Source organism: Vibrio sp. 779(2023) (assembly GCF_033344285.1).
In the GTDB taxonomy this organism is placed as follows: Bacteria; Pseudomonadota; Gammaproteobacteria; order Enterobacterales; family Vibrionaceae; genus Vibrio; species Vibrio alginolyticus.
The window spans coordinates 32506-51721 of sequence record NZ_JAWPOM010000028.1; the positions used below are offsets into that span (position 1 = coordinate 32506).

The following is a 19216-nucleotide window of genomic DNA, read 5'->3' on the forward strand; positions in this document are numbered from 1 at the left end:
ATAAAGAACCCACCAGCGATACTCAGCGCAAGTTTCAACTCTGTCGACATCATTATATTTCCTGTTAAAGACTGACAGCGCACCATACATCAATTACGTGCCACAAAGCTTTTACAAAGCTAACTTTCCATTTTTGGTTGTATCATGGCGATCTAAGCCCGTGTAAGAAACGCTTTCCACCATTTAGTTAGATATATAATCTGAAGCAACACTAATGGTTTGGAAAACACTATGACTTGTCGCCGCTGCGAAGAACATTGGTTTTGGAAAAAACTTGGACGTTGCCAACGATGCTTGGATCAATTGACGGTACTTTCTGTACTGTGTTGGATTGTATGGTGGTTTACGCTCAAAGATGATCCACAAAGCATCGAGTCGATCGCTTTGATCTTTGCCGGCTTCGCTTTCAACGTTTTGTTGTTTTTACACTTATGGATGCGTTTTGTCATCTTGCCTTGGCAGCGTCGACGGGGACAAAAAAAGGCGAATAAAAAAGAGAAAAGTGACAGATAGAAAAAAGCCCCAAAACCAATGTCAGTTCTGGGGCTCTCTTAGATTCTTCTAAGAAAAAGCAGTGGTACTTTAATAGACCGGGCTTCCTCTCAAAGGTTCCAAATTTTTTCGATTTTTTTAGCGAATACTGATGTAAGTAAACAGGAAAATGACTATGTCATTGAATGCTAATAAAATCACTCCACAACTTCAGTTCATGCCACATGCGTTTTTTGGATCACTTGCTCCATTAAATTGATCTCAAGCGCTACCTCATCACATGCATGTTGACGTGGGCACTGATCGCAATCTTTCAGAACTTTCTCCGGCAGTAATGACTTCGATGTCGGTAAAAAGCTTTGCTTCATAAAGAACTCAGGCGTTCGCGTTAGAACAAAGACTTTCTTGATCGCCATCTGGCGCGCTTTCTCAACCAAATAGTTCACAATCGCACTGCCCTGCCCTTGGCCTTGCCAGCCCGCTTCGATACCAAGAGAGCGTATTTCAGCCAATCCTGAGTCATACACATATAGAGAAGCGCAACCCGTCACTTCACCATGATGCTCAGCCACCGCGAAAGAGCCAATATCTCTCACGAGCTCATTACGAGAGCGCGGAAGATTCTCACCAAGGTTCGCCCAGTAAGCAACCATACCTTCCAACGTTTCAATGTCCGTCAAACGTGCAGGACGCACTTTCACCGCCGAGCTGTCACGCTGGCTCAGGCGCTTATCCACTTGTTCTACCGCGTAAGCGACCTGGTGAGGCGAAACACCCCCCAAAGCACAACGCTTTTCCAAACACGAATCGATAGTCAGAATGTCATACACATCATCTTCAATCACCTCAGAGAAGGCTTTTAGCTCTTGCAGAGACAATTCTTCCAGCGCGCAGCCTTTAGCAATAGCACCAACGACCGCGACACCGACGATGTGGTGAGCTTCACGGAATGGGATGCCTTTCGCCACTAGGTAATCAGCCAACTCAGTCGAGTTTGCGTAACCTTGTTTCGCCGCTTCTAGTGTGCGCTCGCCATTCACTTTAATACCGTCAAAACACAGAGCTGCCATTTCCATGCAGTCGTTCCATGTATCTAAAGCGTCAAACAACCCTTCTTTATCTTCCTGCATGTCTTTGTTGTACGCCAATGGCAAGGCTTTAACTGTCATCATCATGCTCGATAATGCGCCATAGACACGCCCTGTCTTACCACGGATCAACTCAAGTGCATCTGGGTTTTTCTTCTGTGGCATTAATGACGAACCAGATGTCACCGTATCCGCTAACTCAATGAAGTTTGACTCGCCTGAATTGTAGAAGATCATATCTTCTGCAAGACGAGAAAGGTGAAGCATAGAAATCGACGCCACCGACATCAGTTCCATCACATGATCACGATCTGAAACCGAATCGAGTGAATTACGCGTAGCACGGTGGAAACCGAGATTATGTGCTAATTGTTCGCGATCAATCGGATAAGCCGTTCCCGCTAACGCACCCGAGCCAAGTGGACAAGTGTCGAGACGCTGTAAGGCATCATTCAGACGAGAGTAGTCACGCTCGAACATTTCAACATAAGCCAAGCACCAGTGAGCAAAGGTTACAGGTTGAGCACGCTGAAGATGAGTATAGCCTGGCAATACGGTGCCTTGGTGCTGTTTAGCAACATGGACCATTTGTGCTTGTAGGCGATCTAAAGCAATCAATAATTGCTGACCTTGCTGACGACACCAAAGTTTCAAGTCTGTGGCGACTTGGTCATTCCGAGAACGCCCAGTGTGGAGTTTTTTACCTAAATCTCCCACTTTACTGATTAGCTGCTGTTCAACCCAAGAGTGGATATCTTCTGCATCAGAGCGAAGAATTTGGTGAGGGTCTTCCATCACTTCTAACTTCAGCTCATTTAAAGCAAGTTCCAGTTTCTGCTGTTCTTCTGCCGATAGCACATCAACAGAAAGCAGAGCTTTAGACCATGCGATTGAACCTACGATGTCTTGCTCAGCCAATCGGTAGTCAAAACGCAACGAATCATTGAACTCTTTAAATCTGGTGTCTGCCGCTTGGGTAAATCTTCCGCCCCATAATGCCATTGCGTCTCTCCTGATGACTATTGCTTACTCTAACGTTCTCGAATGAGTAGTAACCAATTTGATGGTCATTTGCTCACTTTTTCTTATGGGTCAACGTTACGGCAATTTCGATAAAAAATAAAGTATAAATTCAATATTTTTACATATATATTCAAACTAACTTTAGATACCCGCTTTTAGAAACCAAAAGACCCGCCTATAAATGGCGGGTCTTTATTCAATCCGAGATGGATGTTAAGGGATTATTTCTTCTGGCTGTTCAATGCACGAATACGGCTTGATAGCGAGTAAAGACGGATAAACCCACCTGCATGGCTTTGGTCGTAAACTTCATCTTCACCAAAAGTCGCGAACTCTTCTGAATACAAGCTGTTGTCAGAACGTTTTTGCGTCACTGTCGCTTGACCTTTGTAGAGCTTAACAACCACTTCACCGTTAACGTCTTGCGCTAGCTCTTCTGAAGCGGCAAGGATCGATTTACATAGTGGCGTAAACCAACGGCCATCGTATACAAGGTGAGACGCTTTTAGACCTAGCTCCTCACGGAATTCGAATGATGATTTGTCTAGCACAAGCTGCTCTACAGCACGCAGCGCTTCCATCATGATGGTGCCTCCCGGTGTTTCATAACAACCACGAGACTTCATCCCAACAAGACGGTTTTCCACGATATCGATACGGCCAACACCGTGCTTAGCGCCCTTCTCGTTTAGGTAAACCAGTGCGTTGTATGGTGTCATCACTTCACCATCAACTTCGACCACTTCACCTTTTTCTACTTTCAGCGTGACGTATTCCGCTTCATTTGGCGCTTGCTCTGGGTCGACAGTCCACACCCAGCAGTCTTCGTTTGGTGCGTTCCACGTATCTTCTAAAACGCCGCCTTCCGTCGAAATGTGCCATGCGTTTGCATCACGTGAATAGATCTTAGTAAGAGACGCAGAGCAAGGAATATTACGCTCAGCTAGGTAATCCAAACACTCTTCACGGCTCACTAGGTCCCACTCACGCCAAGGTGCAATCACTTGTAAGTCCGGTGCTAGTGCTGCGAATGCGCCTTCAAAACGTACTTGGTCGTTACCTTTACCTGTACAGCCATGACACAGTGCGTCCGCGCCCACTTTACGTGCCACTTCAACCTGCGCTTTAGCAATGATTGGACGCGCCATTGATGTACCTAGCAGGTACTTACCTTCGTAGTACGCGCCGGTTTTTAGTGTCGGGTAAATGTAGTCTGCGACCATTTCTTCTTTCAAGTCCGCGATGTAACACTCAGAAGCACCAGAGGCTTTTGCTTTCGCTTCAATGCCTTCTAGCTCTTCGGCACCTTGACCAACATCGGCAACGAAAGCCACTACTTCACAGTCGTAGTTCTCTTTTAGCCACGGGATGATTACTGAAGTATCTAGACCGCCTGAGTATGCGACTACCACTTTATTTACGTTCACTTTGCTCATGTTTTTTCTCCAAACTTAACTGGCGCTGCGCTCGGCGGTCAGTGCCAACTACGACTTCCTAATATTGAATTCTTTTGCTGATGCTTATTGAGGCAAGAATTGAGTACCAATACTTTCACCAGCGAATAACTGTGCTAATTTTTCTGGGTAACGCCAGGTCGCGACTTCAATTGGACGGCCAAGATCATTGGCGGCCTCCAAAGCAGCTTTAACTTTGACGATCATGCCATCGGTGATCACATGTCCATCGATCAACGAGTTAGCTTGCTGCTCTGACAGGGTTTTGATCAAATGGCCTTTTCCATCTAATACACCACTCACGTCTGATAACAGGACTAACTCCGCATCTAATGCGCCCGCAACCGCGACTGCTGCTTGATCAGCATTCACATTCATCATCTGGCCATCTTTGGTTAAACCAATTGAACTGATGATCGGCAGTGCACCTGTGTTTAGCACCGCTTGTAATAGTGCTGAGTCACCCGGTGATGCTTTGCCTACCGCGCCGAGTTCTGGGTCAAGTTCTTCAACAAGACACAAACCACCATCCGCAAGGCTAAGGCCCACAGCGTTAAGACCGTCCGCAATCGCTTGACCTTGAAGTAACTTATTCGCAGTGCCTGCAAGCGCGCCTGCAATCACAGGAATTTGATCGTAAGGCGTTACGCGTAAACCGTTTTTCTTAACGGTTTCAAGCTGAAGCTTTGCCATCAACTCATCAACTAGGTAGCCACCGCCATGAACGATGGCGATTTGTCGCTGTGCCGATTTTTGGTAAGCCGCAATGGCACCAAAAAGTTGGCTTAAGGTTTGAGTGCATGATAGAGCTGCACCACCTAACTTAATGACTAAAGGAGCTTGATTGGTTTGCGTCATCGCATTTCCCTCTTTCAACGACTACAGCAACGCTGTCAGTTCTGGGTAACCGTAATGAATATTGAGACATTGCATCGCTTGACTCGATGCACCTTTAAGTAGGTTGTCGATAGCTGAAATCACAATGATGTGTTCGCCTTGTACCTTCCAGCCGATATCACAGAAAGGGGTATTTTCGACATCCTGAATACGTGGAATACCGTCGCCTTTAAGACGCACCGCAGGCTTGCCTTGATAAGCTTGTTCAAACGCCTGTGCCACTTGTGCTTCTGTCACACCTTGCGCAAGCTTCATGGTGATAGTGGCAAGAATGCCGCGTTTAAAGTTGCCGAGGTGCGGAGTAAAAATCACATCGCAACCCAAGTGCTGAGCAATCTCTGGCTGGTGACGATGGTTAAATACACCATAGGGTTGCAAGCTCACTTCACAGAAGCTGTTAACCATGGAGGCTTTACGCCCTGCACCTGATACACCACTGGTTGCGTTGATCACTGGCCATTGGTTGGTATCGAGCAACGCATGTTCTAATAAAGGTTTGATTGCAAGCTGTGAAGCGGTTGGGTAGCAACCTGCTACTGCAATCAAAGGAGTGGTTTTTATTGATTCTTGGTTCCACTCAGCTAAGCCGTATGCTGCTTTATCTAGCCAGTTGTTATGTTGATGTGCGAAGCCATAAAAAGTGTCGTAAAAGCCTTCACTTTTCACACGGAATGCACCCGATAAATCGAATACCTGACAGCCTGCCTCCAAGAAAGTTGGGGCTAAATTATGGCTGACTTCGTGAGCCGTTGCCAAAAACACCACGTCCGATTCTTGAGCGATTTGCAGTGGATCCGTTAGTGGTAAAACTGGCATATCAATGATGCCCGCTAGCTTACCGTGCAGCTGCGCGATGCTCTTTCCCGCATCAACACTGTTGGCGGAAACGTATAAACCTGATAGCGTGAGTTGTGGGTGTTTATTAACCATTAACGCTAACTCTGCGCCGGTGTAACCGCTGGCTCCAATAATCGTGGTTTTTAGCATTGTGTGACATCCATATACTTAAAGGCTCAAATGACTATTCATATTTAATTTTTGCTTTATTTTGATTTTTTATTCATTAAATATGATTTAATATGTGTTTTACATTTTTGTGGTCTGTCTGTCAACAGGAGATTTGAAGAATCCATGCAATTACCAACTTTTCTAGAGGTCTATGAAGGACTCATCAGCACCTCTTCTATCAGCTCCACGGATCCGAGCTGGGATCAGGGCAATGCAAAAGTCATCGAAAAACTCGCATCTTGGTTTAAAGATCTGGGTTTTAGCGTTGAAGTGATCGAAGTCGAGCCAGGCAAGCACAATATGATCGCACGTATGGGAGAGGGAGAAGGTGGCCTTTTACTTGCTGGCCATAGTGATACCGTGCCATTCGATCAAGGGCGATGGAATTTTGATCCGCATAAACTGACGGAAAAAGACAACCGCTTCTACGGTTTAGGCACAGCAGACATGAAAGGCTTTTTCGCCTTTATTTATGAAGCAGTGAAGAAAGTCGATTGGAGCAAGCAGAGCAAACCACTTTACGTATTAGCCACTTGTGACGAAGAGACCACCATGTTGGGCGCGCGACATTTCACAGCAAACGCCCCATTTAAGCCGGATTACTGCATCATTGGTGAACCCACCAGCCTTGTACCAATTCGAGGTCATAAAGGGCATGTGGCAAATGCCATTCGCGTAACAGGCAAGTCCGGTCACTCATCGGACCCAGCGCTTGGCGTTAACGCTATTGAGATCATGCATGAAGTCATGTTCGCCATGATGCAACTGCGTGACAAATTGATTAAAGAATATCACCATCCGGGTTTTGCCATTCCAAGCCCAACCCTAAATCTTGGACACATTCATGGTGGTGACAGCGCTAACCGTATTTGTGGTTGCTGCGAACTGCATTACGACGTGCGTCCTCTTCCCGGCATTAGTCTTGATGGTTTAGAGAACATGTTGCGCGGAGCATTAAAAGAAGTCGAAGCGAAATGGCCTGGGAGACTGGAGATTATTCCATTGCATGAGCCTATTCCAGGTTACGAATGCCAACATGACCACCCATTTATTGGTGGTGTTGAAGAGATCTGCCAAACCAGTTCAGAAACCGTGAACTACTGTACTGAAGCACCATTTCTACAGCAGTTGTGTCCAACCTTGGTGCTCGGCCCTGGGTCAATCGACCAAGCCCACCAACCGGATGAGTTTCTATCCTTCGACTTTATCGACCCCACAATTGATGTGCTTTCAAAGGCGATGGTCAAGTACTGCTGTTAATACGCGTTTAAGCTCAAAAGTCTGTGCAGCTCGATTGAGCTGCATCTTTTTATCTTCACAATTTAGCGCTAGTCTTAACACTTATTTAACTTGTTATTTTGTAATTAATTTTCACTTCTTACTCTATGGCTGCCGTAAATTTGCTCTAAATCAGGAGACAGCGGAATAATTGCAAACTTAGTCTGCTTTATTTGACTATAACTGGTGCTTTTCGCTAGATTGGAGTCTTAACAAGGACAATGGATGTAGTTTTTTTACGAGGCAGGACGACAATGAACGAGAAATACGCCGCACTCAAAAGTAATGTGCGCATGTTAGGCCACTTATTGGGTAACACCATTCGCGATGCCCATGGCGAAGAAATCTTCGAGAAAGTGGAAACCATTCGTAAATTATCCAAATCAGCTCAAGCAGGGAATCAAGCAGACAGGGACAGCTTGATCGAAGAAATCAAACATCTACCTGATGAGCAGCTAACGCCCGTTACTCGCGCGTTTAACCAATTTCTAAACCTCACCAATATCGCTGAGCAATACCACACGATTTCACGCCATTGTGAAGAGCACATTTGTGAGCCAGACGCGATTAACTCGCTGTTTTCTAAACTGGTACAAAACGATGTGAGCAAACTGGACACTGCCCAAGCGGTTCGTGATCTAAATATTGAATTGGTATTGACGGCTCACCCAACAGAAATTACGCGCCGTACGATGATCAACAAACTGGTCAAGATAAACGAGTGCTTATCAAAGTTGGAGCTAAGCGATCTTTCTTCTAAAGAGCGCAGAAAAACCGAACGCCGCCTAGAGCAACTGATTGCCCAAGGCTGGCATTCAGACGTGATTCGACAACAACGCCCTACTCCGTTGGATGAAGCAAAGTGGGGCTTTGCGGTCGTTGAAAACTCGCTATGGGAAGCAGTACCTGACTTCCTACGTGAGATGAATGACCGTCTAAAATCTTACCTTGGAGAAGGTTTACCCATTGATGCTCGCCCAGTGCACTTCTCCTCTTGGATGGGCGGTGACCGTGACGGTAACCCGTTTGTTACTCACAACGTTACGCGTGAAGTCTTACTATTGTCTCGTTGGAAAGCCGCCGATCTTTATCTCAATGACATCAACGAGTTGATCAGCGAGCTGTCTATGACAGTTTCAAACGATCAAGTCCGTGAGCTTGCTGGCGAAGATCAGCACGAACCATACCGTGCGATCCTGAAGCAATTACGCACTCTGCTCAATGAAACCAAAGATATTCTCGATGCTAAGATCCACGGTCAAAAACTGGCCGTTAAAGCACCACTGCAAAAAGTCGAGCAACTTTGGGAACCGTTGTATGCCTGCTACCAGTCACTAAACGAATGTGGCATGGGTGTAATAGCCAACGGCTCATTACTGGATACACTACGCCGCGTAAAAGCATTTGGTATCCATCTTGTACGTCTTGATATCCGCCAAGAGAGCACGCGTCACTCGGACGTCTTGTCTGAACTAACTCGCTACTTAGGTATTGGTGATTACGAACAATGGAATGAGCAAGATAAGATTGCTTTTCTAACTAACGAGCTGGCATCTAAACGTCCGCTTCTCCCTCGTGATTGGGAACCGTCTGAACCCGTCAAAGAGGTTTTGGATACCTGCAAGATTGTTGCAGCACAACCGCGTGAAGCGTTTGGCGCTTACGTTATTTCAATGGCACGTACCGCCTCTGACGTACTAGCCGTTCATCTACTGCTACAAGAAGCTGGTTGCCCTTACCGCATGGATGTGTGTCCTCTGTTCGAAACGCTAGACGATTTGAACAACGCGGAATCGGTCATCAAGCAGCTTATGGGGATTGACCTTTACCGTGGTTTTATCCAAAACCACCAGATGGTCATGATTGGTTACTCTGACTCAGCGAAAGATGCAGGTGTTATGTCTGCAGGTTGGGCTCAGTATCATGCGATGGAATCGTTAGTTAAAGTGGCTGAAGAAGAAGGCGTTGAGCTAACTCTATTCCATGGTCGTGGGGGCACAGTCGGTCGCGGTGGCGCACCTGCGCATGCTGCGCTTTTGTCGCAACCACCAAAAAGCTTGAAAGGCGGTTTACGTGTAACAGAGCAAGGCGAGATGATCCGCTTTAAACTGGGTCTCCCAGATGTCGCAGTAAACAGCTTTAACCTATACGCAAGTGCGATTCTGGAAGCCAACTTGTTACCGCCACCGGAGCCAAAACAAGAATGGCGCGACTTGATGGAAGTGCTATCAGAAGTAAGCTGTGAGTCTTACCGAAATGTGGTTCGTGGCGAGCCAGATTTCGTGCCTTACTTCCGCCAAGCAACACCAGAACTCGAACTCGGCAAGTTGCCACTTGGTTCTCGTCCTGCAAAACGCAACCCTAAGGGCGGAGTAGAAAGCTTACGTGCAATCCCGTGGATCTTCTCATGGAGTCAAAACCGTTTGGTACTTCCTGCATGGCTAGGCGCAGGTGAAGCGATTCAATACTCGATCGATAAAGGCCACCAAGCATTGCTCGAAGAGATGTGCCGCGAATGGCCATTTTTCTCAACTCGTCTCGGCATGCTGGAAATGGTGTACTCGAAGTGTAATATTGATATCTCTCGCTACTACGATGAGCGATTGGTGGATGAGTCGCTCCGTCCACTCGGTGAAAAACTTCGTGCTCAGCTTCAAGAAGACATCAAAGCGGTACTGAATGTAGAGAACAATGAAAACTTGATGCAGCATGACCCTTGGGGACTCGAGTCTATTCGCTTACGCAATATCTACGTTGAGCCATTGAATATGCTACAAGCAGAGCTACTATACCGCACGCGTCAAACCGAAGAAGCCTCTGCAAACTTGGAAGAAGCGTTGATGGTGACGATTGCTGGTATTGCTGCTGGTATGCGTAACACAGGCTAATCATTTCATTTTTAATAAAAAGCTGGGCAAATGCTCAGCTTTTTTTTATCACAGGATAATCGCACCAAAACAAAAGCAGTCAAATAAACCATAATAGACCCAAAAAATACCAAAATAAAAGAACAAAAAACCACAAGTTAACACTATTGATTATTATGTTAGTTTTTTAGGGTAATTTTGTCCTACTATTCCACTTCATGCTTATTATTTATATACTACTTGCCTGCTGAGAGCTCATAAATCCAATCATACCTGCTCCAGCCTTGATGGGACTCCCCATCTCTCTAGGTGATAAACGGCTTTAAGGTGACAGGACCAACATTGTTGGTGCTACTTATACATTAAAAAACTCAAGTGCCAGTAAGAGCGCAGCTGAAAGTATAAGTAGCTTGTTTACAAGTTTATTGACCATTTGGATTGAAGACATGTCATTACCACACGTAATCTTAACTGTTCTTAGCACTCGCGACGCAACCGGTTACGATATCACTAAAGAATTCTCTGCTAGCATCGGTTACTTCTGGAAAGCAAGCCACCAACAGGTGTACCGTGAACTCAACAAAATGGCTGAGAAAGAACTGGTTACTTGCGTATTAGAACCCCAAGAAGGCAAACCAGACCGCAAGGTTTACTCCATTACAGACGCTGGTCGCAGCGCTTTAGGAGAGTGGTTTGATCAACCAACTGCACACCCAACAGTTCGTGATGAGTTTTCAGCGAAATTGATGGCATGTGCCGTTCAACCAGCGGCTCCATTCCGTGACCAACTCGCCGAGCTAGTTGAAGAGTCTCGCAAACTGGTTTCTCACTACAAAGAAATTGAAGCGGCTTACTACGCAACGCCGTCAACTTTAGATAAACAAGCTCGCCTAGAACGTCTAACGCTTCGCCGTAACCTACTGTTACGTGAAACTTGGATCACTTGGGCAGAAGAAGTTCTAACTGAACTTGAAGTGATTGGTTAAACTCCTTTTGCTTTGATAAAACGAAAAAGGCTTGCCACTTGGCAAGCCTTTTATCTTTTTGAAACCAGATTTACGCACCGACTACTGCGCGAGGACGAACACCCAACGTATGACATAACGCGTAAGTCATCTCTGCACGGTTTAGTGTGTAGAAGTGAAAGTCCTTAACCCCTTCACGACTCAGTACACGCACCATATCAATAGCTTGGCTAGCTCCTACAAGCTGGCGAGTCACCGGATCATCATCCAAGCCATCGAATTGTTTGCTCATCCATCCTGGTACTTTCACATTGTTCTGTGCCGCAAAGCGAGACGCTTGCTTAAAGTTCGATACAGGCAAAATTCCTGGCACAATTTCTACGTCAATTCCTGCTGCGACACAACGGTCACGGAATCGCAGGTAAGACTCAACGTCAAAAAAGAACTGAGTAATAGCACGGTTTGCACCTGCATCTACCTTACGTTTTAGGTTCAATAAGTCAGACTGAGCGCTTTTAGCTTCAGGGTGAACCTCAGGGAATGCAGCAACGGAGATATCGAAATCGTGGCGTGATTTCAGCAGCTCAACCAAATCCGAGGCATACATATCAGGCGCACCGCCACCTGGAGGAATATCACCACGCAGAGCGACGATATTTTCAATACCATTGTTCCAATAATCATCGGCAATATTAATCAACTCTTCACGAGTCGCATCAATACAAGTGAGATGGGGAGCGGCAACCAATCCGGTTGTGGCTTTAATTTCTTTAATGATGGAGTGTGTTCTGTCACGCTCGCCGGAGTTCGCACCGTAAGTCACAGAAACAAATTTAGGTTGAAGCGTTTTAAGACGGTGCACTGAATTCCAAAGTGTTTCTTCCATCTTAGCGCTGCTTGGCGGAAAAAACTCAAACGATACATTGATGTTATCTGATAACTCAGCAATATTCTGGTTCAAGGCGTCGATATGGCCTGCGTGCGTATATCCCATCTTACTCTCCCTGCGGCACTCCGCCACGAAAACAAATCCTTAAAATCGACGTTTAGACGTCTATATGTCTACAGAATGTATTGAATACGATTTAATGTCAACCTTGTAATTATGAATTTTTCTCAAGTTAATAATGAAGATAGTTCAAGTTTCTACTTGAGCATCATCTCGCCATTTTGCACGGGTTATGACTTCAGTATGGCACTGATAGGGGAATAAAAAACCCTGGATTAATTCCAGGGTTTTTAGGTCAATCGCAACTTTAAAATAAACCAGCCAATCGGTTGAGGTCGGATTGAATAGCGCCGGCTGTCACTTCTCTGCCTGCGCCTGGTCCTCGAATGACCAGAGGGTTATCTTTGTACCACTTGCTCTCTATGGCAAAAATGTTATCGCATGGCAATAAGTTGGCGAGCGCGTGCTCACGAGATAACGCTTCGACTCCCACCGTTGCTTTACCATTTTTTTCTAAACGCGCCACATAGCGAAGCACTTGATCGTTTCTCTGTGCTTTTGTCAGACGCTCTTGAAGTATTTCACTCAACAACGCTCCATTATCGAAGAAATCATCTAAGCTCAGTTCTCTTAATTCTTCTGGCACCAAAGACTCAACTTTAACGCTGTCTGGTTCTATATCTAGGCCCGACTCTCGAGCCAAGATGACTAACTTGCGCATTACATCGGAGCCATCTAAATCAGAACGAGGATCAGGTTCGGTTAAACCTTGCTGCCAAGCAAGATCGACTAAATCATTAAATGGCACAGAACCATCAAACTGTTGGAACAGCCATGATAGCGTCCCCGAGAAAATACCCGATAGAGCGACGATTTCATCCCCACTTTCACGAAGATCTCGCACGGTATGGTTTATCGGTAACCCAGCACCAACCGTTGCGTTGTATAGCCAATGACGACCAATTTTAGCGAATGCATCTTGAACCTGATGGTAGTACTGACTATCTGCGGAACCGGCCACTTTGTTAGCGGAAATCAAATGAATGCCTTGCTGTGCGATTTCTACGTAGCGCTGAGCTAACTCTTTACTCGCGGTAACATCAAGCACGACGGCTTCATCATAGCTTTTAAGCGCTCCCAAACGTGCCAGCCAATCCCCATTGTTGGCTATGCTTTCATCATCAAATCGTTCAGCAACACTCGCCGCCTCAATACCTTGCTCATCGAACCAATAGGTTTGGCTATCCACAACCGCGACAAGATCAAAGCTCATACCATGACGTTTTTCGAGCTCACTTTTTTGCGTCGCAAATAAATTTAACCAACTAGAACCAATATTACCCTTGCCACATAAAGCCACTGCCACGCGTTTTTGCGCTTGGAACAACTGGCTATGAATCGTTTGAACCAACGTCTCGGTATCAGTACGGCGCAAAACAGCGACTAGGCTCAGTCCTGAGTCTGTTTCAGAGATAAATTCTACCGGAGAGTGCTTTAGCTTCTGATAAAAGCCAAAGCAATGATTGGCGTTTTTCGTAACGCCTGCACCTACCGCAGCTAAGAGCGAGTAACCTTCTTTTAGCTTAATTTCTGCCTCTACCGCAAGCTCTTGCAAGTGTTTCAATGCACCACCGGCGATTTCTGCGGTGTAAGCCAAGCGTAGCGTGTGCTGATCGGATTGAGCTTCAAATGCCAGTGGCTCTAATTGCGCGCGCTGCAACGCTTGTAATACATCACTCTGTGTTTTTTCGAAGTCGTGCCCATGCATGAAAGACAATTGCACCAATAAAACATCATCCAGTGAAGTAATAATTTTAGCGCCACGACCAGATGCCAATACACGCTCAATACGAGTAGAACCCGACTCTGGCAGATAGCTACACTTGAGATTAAGGTCCATGGTACTTTGCGCCACAGGCTGAAGCGTACGACTGTGTAGCACTGGGGCAGCTAAGCGAGCAAGTTCACTGGCTTCATCCAATCGAAGTAACGGTAATAAACAAGCGTCAGACACCAAACGTGGATCGGCACTATAGACACCAGCAACATCACTCCAAATCGTGACAGTACTGACTTCAGCAAGCGCGCCTATGACCGTTGCAGAATAGTCAGAGCCGTTACGACCAAGTAGAATGGTTTCTCCTGCCTCGTTCTGAGCCATAAATCCAGTAATTACCACACGTTTATGGTTATGCTGCGCGAGGATCTCTTTAATTAAAGGGTATGAACGAGCGCGATCAACCTCTGGTTGAGTTCCCGCTTCTGCACGTAAAAACGCTCGTGCATCTTGTGCAACCGCAGGGATAGAACGTTGAGATAATAACGCGGCCAATAGGCGAGCAGACCATACTTCTCCGTGTCCCAGTACCGCAGATTTTTGCGCATTAGTGAGTGGTGCAGTCAGCTCCGAGAGAGTACTGAACTCATCATGTAATAAAGCTAACAGCTCTTCTTTTGCTTCACTCTCCAACAAGCTTTCTATTAGCTCAGTTTGAAACTGTCTTAAGCTTTGAAGCGCTTCATGCGCAATTCGGCCATCTTTATTTAACCCTTCCAAAAACTCAATCAAGCGGTTAGTGGTTTTTCCTGCAGCAGAGACGACCACCAGATCATTTTCTGTCGAATACTCCTTGAGAATACCCACAACGCGTAAGTAGCATTCTGGGTTTGCTAAGCTACTGCCACCAAACTTATGCAGCTGACGTTGTACAGTCATTGTTATCGTCTCCTATTACTGGGTAGCTTTAGCGAACGCTTGTTCTAAATCTGTGATGAGGTCTTGTGCATCTTCCAAACCGACAGACAAACGCAATAGTTGATGAGAGACCCCAGCCTCCGCCAGCGCCTCCTCACCCATTGCACGGTGCGTCATGGATGCTGGGTGGCAAATCAAACTTTCTACACCACCTAATGACTCTGCTAATGAAAACAGTTGGAGCTCTTTCACAAACACCTTTAACTGTTCAAACGAACCAGCAAACTCAAAACTCAACATAGAGCCAAAGCCCGTTTGCTGCTTTTTAGCGATGTCATGACCTGGATGTTCCGGCAGGCTTGGATGATAGATAGTTTTAACTAACGCTTGTTTCTGTAGGTAAGCCAGTACCTGCTGTGAGCTCTCTTCATGTACTTTCATACGAGCACCAAGCGTACGAATACCTCGCAGCGTCATATAACTATCGAAAGGTGTGCCCGTTGCACCAATACAATTGCCCCACCATGCAAGCTCTTCTGCATGCGCTTCTGTGTTGGTGATGATTACCCCACCAATTACGTCCGAATGACCGTTGATGTACTTTGTTGTGGAGTGGATAACAAAATCCGCACCTAGCTCTAAAGGTTTTTGGTACACGGGTGTCAAAAAGGTATTGTCCACCGCAACTAACGCGCCGACTTGTTTCGCTTTTTCACAAGTAGCTGCAATATCCACTACGCGAACCAGAGGGTTTGACGGAGTTTCTAGCAAAATGAGTTTTGGTTTTTGTGCCAATGCAGCATCTAAAGCCTGTTCGTCTGATTGATCGACAAACTGAACCTTAAAATCGCCTTTGTTAGCTCGGGTATTAAAAAGACGATAGGTACCACCATAACAATCGTGAGGAGCAATAATGAGATCATCTGGGCCGAGAAAAGCGGAAACCCATAAATTTAATGCCGACGTACCGCAGTTAGTAACAACCGCTCCTTTTCCAGACTCAAGTTCAGATAGCACACTTTCCAACAGTCCGCGGTTTGGATTACCAGATCGTGTGTAATCATACTTGGGCACTTCACCAAAAGCAGGAAAACCATAGTTAGTGGAAAGATAAATAGGTGGAACGACAGCATGATATTGGCTGTCTGATTCAATACCAGTGCGTACTGCAATGGTCGCAGGTTTGCGAGTGCTCATGGGTGTATCCTTTCACGGGTAATGACTTCTAAATAGGAATGCGCTATATCTAGTGAGTAACATAAAGTGATCAACACGCTTCCTTTGCTGTTATGTTCACTTTACTCGTCAAAAAATGAGACGTCAACACTTCTAGACGTCTATATGTCTTTGCTTATGGCGGTAAATGCAGCTAAAATCAGCACCTAAATTATTTTTAACCGATTACATAAATGAAGGTGTGCAATGGCTGACTGGAATGGCGAATACATTAGCCCATATGCAGAGCACGGCAAAAAAAGCGAACAAGTAAAAAAAATTACCGTCTCTATCCCGCTAAAAGTTTTAAAGGTGCTAACTGATGAGCGTACTCGCCGTCAGATCAATAACTTACGCCATGCAACCAATAGTGAATTGCTATGCGAGGCATTTTTGCACGCGTACACAGGTCAGCCACTTCCGACAGATGAAGACCTTCGTAAAGACCGTCCTGATGATATTCCAACAGAAGTAAAAGCGCTGATGACGGAAATGGGCATCGAATTTGAGTCATTCGACGAAGAATAAAAAAGCCTGATAAGAGGTTTCAGGTAATAACTCTTGCCTCGAGCCAAATGAATGACATAAAAAATGGGACGCAATAGCGTCCCATTTTTGTGTATCACATCTGAAAGATATATTACTCTGCCATGTAGTTTTCAGGCATCTCGATACGAGCTACACCTGAATTAACCGCCGCCTGAGCAACCGCTTTTGCAACACGTGGTAGCAAACGTGAATCCATTGGTTTTGGAATAATATAGTCCGCACCAAACTCTAGCTTATCAACACCTGCAGCCTTCAATACGGCTTCAGGTACAGGCTCTTTTGCTAGCTCACGAATCGCCTCAACGGCTGCAAGTTTCATTTCATCATTGATTTCACTTGCACGCACATCAAGAGCACCGCGGAAAATGAATGGGAAACACAATACGTTGTTAACTTGGTTAGGATAATCACTACGGCCAGTACCCATGATCAAGTCATCACGAACTGCGTGAGCAAGTTCCGGCTTGATTTCAGGATCCGGGTTAGAACATGCGAATACGATTGGCTTATCTGCCATCAACTTCAACGCTTCCGCTGGCAATAGGTTTGGACCAGATACACCTAGGAACAGATCTGCACCTTCAATCACGTCTTCTAGTGTGCGCTTATCTGTATTGTTCGCAAATAGCTGCTTATATTCATTAAGATCATCACGACGAGTGTGAATCACACCTTTGCGATCTAGCATGTAGATTTTTTCGCGCATTGCGCCGCATTTGATCAGAAGCTCCATACACGCTACAGCGGCAGCGCCAGCGCCAAGACAAACAATTGTTGAATCTTCAAGTTTCTTACCTTGAAGTTCGATTGCATTCAGCATACCCGCTGCCGTTACAATAGCAGTACCATGTTGATCATCGTGGAATACTGGTACATCACAACGTTCAATCAGACGCTTTTCAATCTCAAAACAGTCTGGTGCTTTAATATCTTCAAGGTTGATACCGCCAAAAGTGTCTGCAATGCTCGCAACAGTATCAACAAATTCATCGATCGTGCGGTGCTTAACTTCAATATCAATAGAGTCAAGACCTGCAAAACGCTTAAACAGTAACGCTTTACCTTCCATCACTGGCTTAGATGCAAGTGGACCTAGGTTACCTAGACCTAGAATAGCGGTACCGTTAGAAATAACAGCAACCATGTTCCCTTTTGCAGTGTACTTGTACACGTTATCCGGGTTTTGTGCGATTTCACGCACTGGCTCTGCAACACCAGGGCTATATGCAAGGGCAAGATCACCCGCCGTTTCCGCAGGCTTTGTCAGTTCGACAGCAATCTTTCCTGGAGTTGGATAAGCATGGTAATCCAATGCTTTTTGGCGATGTTCTTCTTCTGGAGTGGCTGCTTGGTGGTTGTCTTCAGACATGGACGTTTCTCTTTTTTATTTTTAGGTAAGGGGGCATAAATTCTATCGGATAGAAATCAAACTTCATAGGCAAGATTGCGAGCAATATCCTTAAAAAGCCGATAATAAAAGAGATTAGACCAGATAACGGGGTTAAGCACCCGATTTTCGAGTCAGGTGCTCTTTCTTCTTACTATTATTGGAGTATGCAAACTTAGAAAGTATCGTTACTCTTCGTCCACGTATTGCGCTTGGAGATAATTCTCAATACCAGACATTTCAATCAAGCCAAGTTGCGTCTCTAGCCAATCAACATGTTCTTCTTCATCTTCAAGAATATCTTGGAAGAGATCTCGAGACACATAATCTCGAATGTCTTCAGCGTAGGCAATCGCATCTTTTAAATCTGGAATAGCCGCCATTTCAAGCTTTAAGTCACACTCGAGCATTTCCTTGGTATCTTCACCAATCATCAACTTACCTAAATCTTGTAGGTTCGGTAGGCCTTCAAGGAACAAAATACGCTCAATTAGATGATCGGCATGCTTCATCTCATCGATAGATTCGTGATATTCCTTGTCTGCTAGGTGCTTTAAGCCCCAGTCTTTATACATTCGGGCGTGAAGAAAATATTGATTAATAGCGACGAGCTCGTTACCGAGCACTTTATTGAGATGTTGAATGATGATTGGATCGCCTTTCATGACAAAACCCTCCTCTTTGGCTTCATTTAAATGTAGAAGCAAATGAGAAGGTGTCAAAATGTAAGGCAAATAATTACTGCATACTTACAGCAATTAGCTGGCTTGTTTAAATTCCGTGTAACTAGTTTCCGCTAAAATTTCCTTGGCCTGTCTGATGCACTTACCACATTGGCTGCCCAATGCCGTGCACTTTTTGATTCCTTTAATATCTGTTACGCCTTCATCTATCGCCAACTTCCTAATTTTTTTGTCGGAGACACCATGGCAAAGACAAACGTACATACTCAAAAAACCTATAAAACTAATCTGTGACAAACAATATAAACAAGAATAGTTCTTGTTACCAGTCGCATTATGGTGTCCGCTCAGAATATTTGGTTATAACGATTTTACCGCTGCAGGAAAAGATCAAAGGGTTAAGAGGGGTGAGTAAAAGCGTTAAGAAACAAAGCCGGTAAAACTCTGTTTTTAAATCGAAAAAGTGACGTCTTTTATTTCAACACTTATAACTAAATGTAATCTAGAAATGAAAAAGGGAAGCCTAAGCTTCCCTTTTCGATGCGCTTTCTTCAAAAAGAAGAACAGTGCAAGATTTCGTTTAATTCGTTATGAATTAGTCGAAGATCTTAGCAACAACACCAGCACCTACTGTACGGCCACCTTCACGGATCGCGAAACGTAGAC

15 protein-coding genes and 1 pseudogene are annotated in these 19216 nt (G+C 45.3%); 5 read left to right on the top strand and 11 right to left on the bottom strand.

The window, feature by feature from the left end:
* Positions 1-231: 231 nt before the first annotated feature.
* On the top strand, positions 232-513 hold the full coding sequence (locus R8O70_RS22635) for a DUF3624 domain-containing protein (RefSeq protein WP_017633527.1): 282 nt from the start codon (positions 232-234) through the stop codon (positions 511-513).
* Between the two features lie 194 nt (positions 514-707).
* Here the strand turns inward: R8O70_RS22635 and argH are convergent, their stop codons facing one another.
* The 4 genes from argH to argC all read right to left on the bottom strand — a co-directional run bounded on the left by argH (position 708) and on the right by argC (position 5941).
* Complete coding sequence (gene argH / locus R8O70_RS22640) at positions 708-2582, bottom strand: argininosuccinate lyase (RefSeq protein WP_258645758.1); 1875 nt, start codon at positions 2580-2582, stop codon at positions 708-710.
* A 242-nt stretch (positions 2583-2824) separates the two neighbouring features.
* Positions 2825-4039 carry an argininosuccinate synthase gene (locus R8O70_RS22645; RefSeq protein WP_005381332.1) on the bottom strand — a complete coding sequence of 405 codons (1215 nt, stop codon included), beginning with the start codon at positions 4037-4039 and terminating at the stop codon, positions 2825-2827.
* An 84-nt stretch (positions 4040-4123) separates the two neighbouring features.
* Entirely contained in the window at positions 4124-4915 is a 792-nt protein-coding gene (argB, locus tag R8O70_RS22650) for an acetylglutamate kinase (protein WP_005381333.1), read from the bottom strand.
* Between the two features lie 21 nt (positions 4916-4936).
* Positions 4937-5941 carry an N-acetyl-gamma-glutamyl-phosphate reductase gene (gene argC, locus R8O70_RS22655; RefSeq protein WP_005381334.1) on the bottom strand — a complete coding sequence of 335 codons (1005 nt, stop codon included), beginning with the start codon at positions 5939-5941 and terminating at the stop codon, positions 4937-4939.
* A 144-nt stretch (positions 5942-6085) separates the two neighbouring features.
* Between argC and argE the strand changes: the two genes are divergently transcribed.
* From argE to R8O70_RS22670, 3 genes are all read left to right on the top strand, one after another.
* Complete coding sequence (gene argE, locus R8O70_RS22660; RefSeq protein WP_005381335.1) at positions 6086-7222, top strand: acetylornithine deacetylase; 1137 nt, start codon at positions 6086-6088, stop codon at positions 7220-7222.
* A gap of 272 nt (positions 7223-7494) precedes the next feature.
* Positions 7495-10128 (top strand): phosphoenolpyruvate carboxylase, encoded by a 2634-nt coding sequence (gene ppc / locus R8O70_RS22665; RefSeq protein ID WP_086047071.1) that lies wholly within the window; start codon positions 7495-7497, stop codon positions 10126-10128.
* 425 nt (positions 10129-10553) lie between these two features.
* Positions 10554-11093, top strand: a complete 540-nt coding sequence (locus R8O70_RS22670; protein ID WP_005382791.1) for a PadR family transcriptional regulator — start codon at positions 10554-10556, stop codon at positions 11091-11093.
* 70 nt (positions 11094-11163) lie between these two features.
* On the opposite strand, the gene metF is transcribed toward R8O70_RS22670, so the two are convergent.
* The 3 genes from metF to R8O70_RS22685 form a co-directional block, all read right to left on the bottom strand.
* Positions 11164-12066: a methylenetetrahydrofolate reductase gene (gene metF, locus R8O70_RS22675; RefSeq protein ID WP_005381345.1), complete on the bottom strand. Its 903-nt coding sequence runs from the start codon at positions 12064-12066 to the stop codon at positions 11164-11166.
* Between the two features lie 262 nt (positions 12067-12328).
* Entirely contained in the window at positions 12329-14737 is a 2409-nt protein-coding gene (locus tag R8O70_RS22680) for a bifunctional aspartate kinase/homoserine dehydrogenase II (RefSeq protein WP_053304153.1), read from the bottom strand.
* A 15-nt stretch (positions 14738-14752) separates the two neighbouring features.
* A complete protein-coding gene (locus tag R8O70_RS22685; protein WP_258624162.1) occupies positions 14753-15913 on the bottom strand; it encodes an O-succinylhomoserine (thiol)-lyase in 1161 nt (386 codons plus the stop codon).
* A 225-nt stretch (positions 15914-16138) separates the two neighbouring features.
* Here R8O70_RS22685 and metJ point away from each other — a divergent pair, with 225 nt between their 5' ends.
* The gene (metJ, locus tag R8O70_RS22690) at positions 16139-16459 is read left to right on the top strand and encodes a met regulon transcriptional regulator MetJ (RefSeq protein WP_005381353.1); all 321 of its coding nucleotides are present in this window, start codon (positions 16139-16141) and stop codon (positions 16457-16459) included.
* Positions 16460-16571: 112 nt separating this feature from the next.
* Here metJ and R8O70_RS22695 read toward each other — a convergent pair whose 3' ends face one another.
* From R8O70_RS22695 to R8O70_RS22710, 4 genes and pseudogenes are all read right to left on the bottom strand, one after another.
* The gene (locus R8O70_RS22695) at positions 16572-17849 is read right to left on the bottom strand and encodes a malic enzyme-like NAD(P)-binding protein (protein WP_005381358.1); all 1278 of its coding nucleotides are present in this window, start codon (positions 17847-17849) and stop codon (positions 16572-16574) included.
* A 206-nt stretch (positions 17850-18055) separates the two neighbouring features.
* Positions 18056-18532 carry a bacterioferritin gene (bfr, locus tag R8O70_RS22700; RefSeq protein WP_005381359.1) on the bottom strand — a complete coding sequence of 159 codons (477 nt, stop codon included), beginning with the start codon at positions 18530-18532 and terminating at the stop codon, positions 18056-18058.
* A 93-nt stretch (positions 18533-18625) separates the two neighbouring features.
* Positions 18626-18814, bottom strand: coding sequence for a (2Fe-2S)-binding protein (locus R8O70_RS22705; RefSeq protein WP_005381360.1), 189 nt, complete (start codon positions 18812-18814; stop codon positions 18626-18628).
* A gap of 331 nt (positions 18815-19145) precedes the next feature.
* A pseudogene (locus tag R8O70_RS22710) lies at positions 19146-19216 on the bottom strand (elongation factor Tu); the annotation flags it as partial.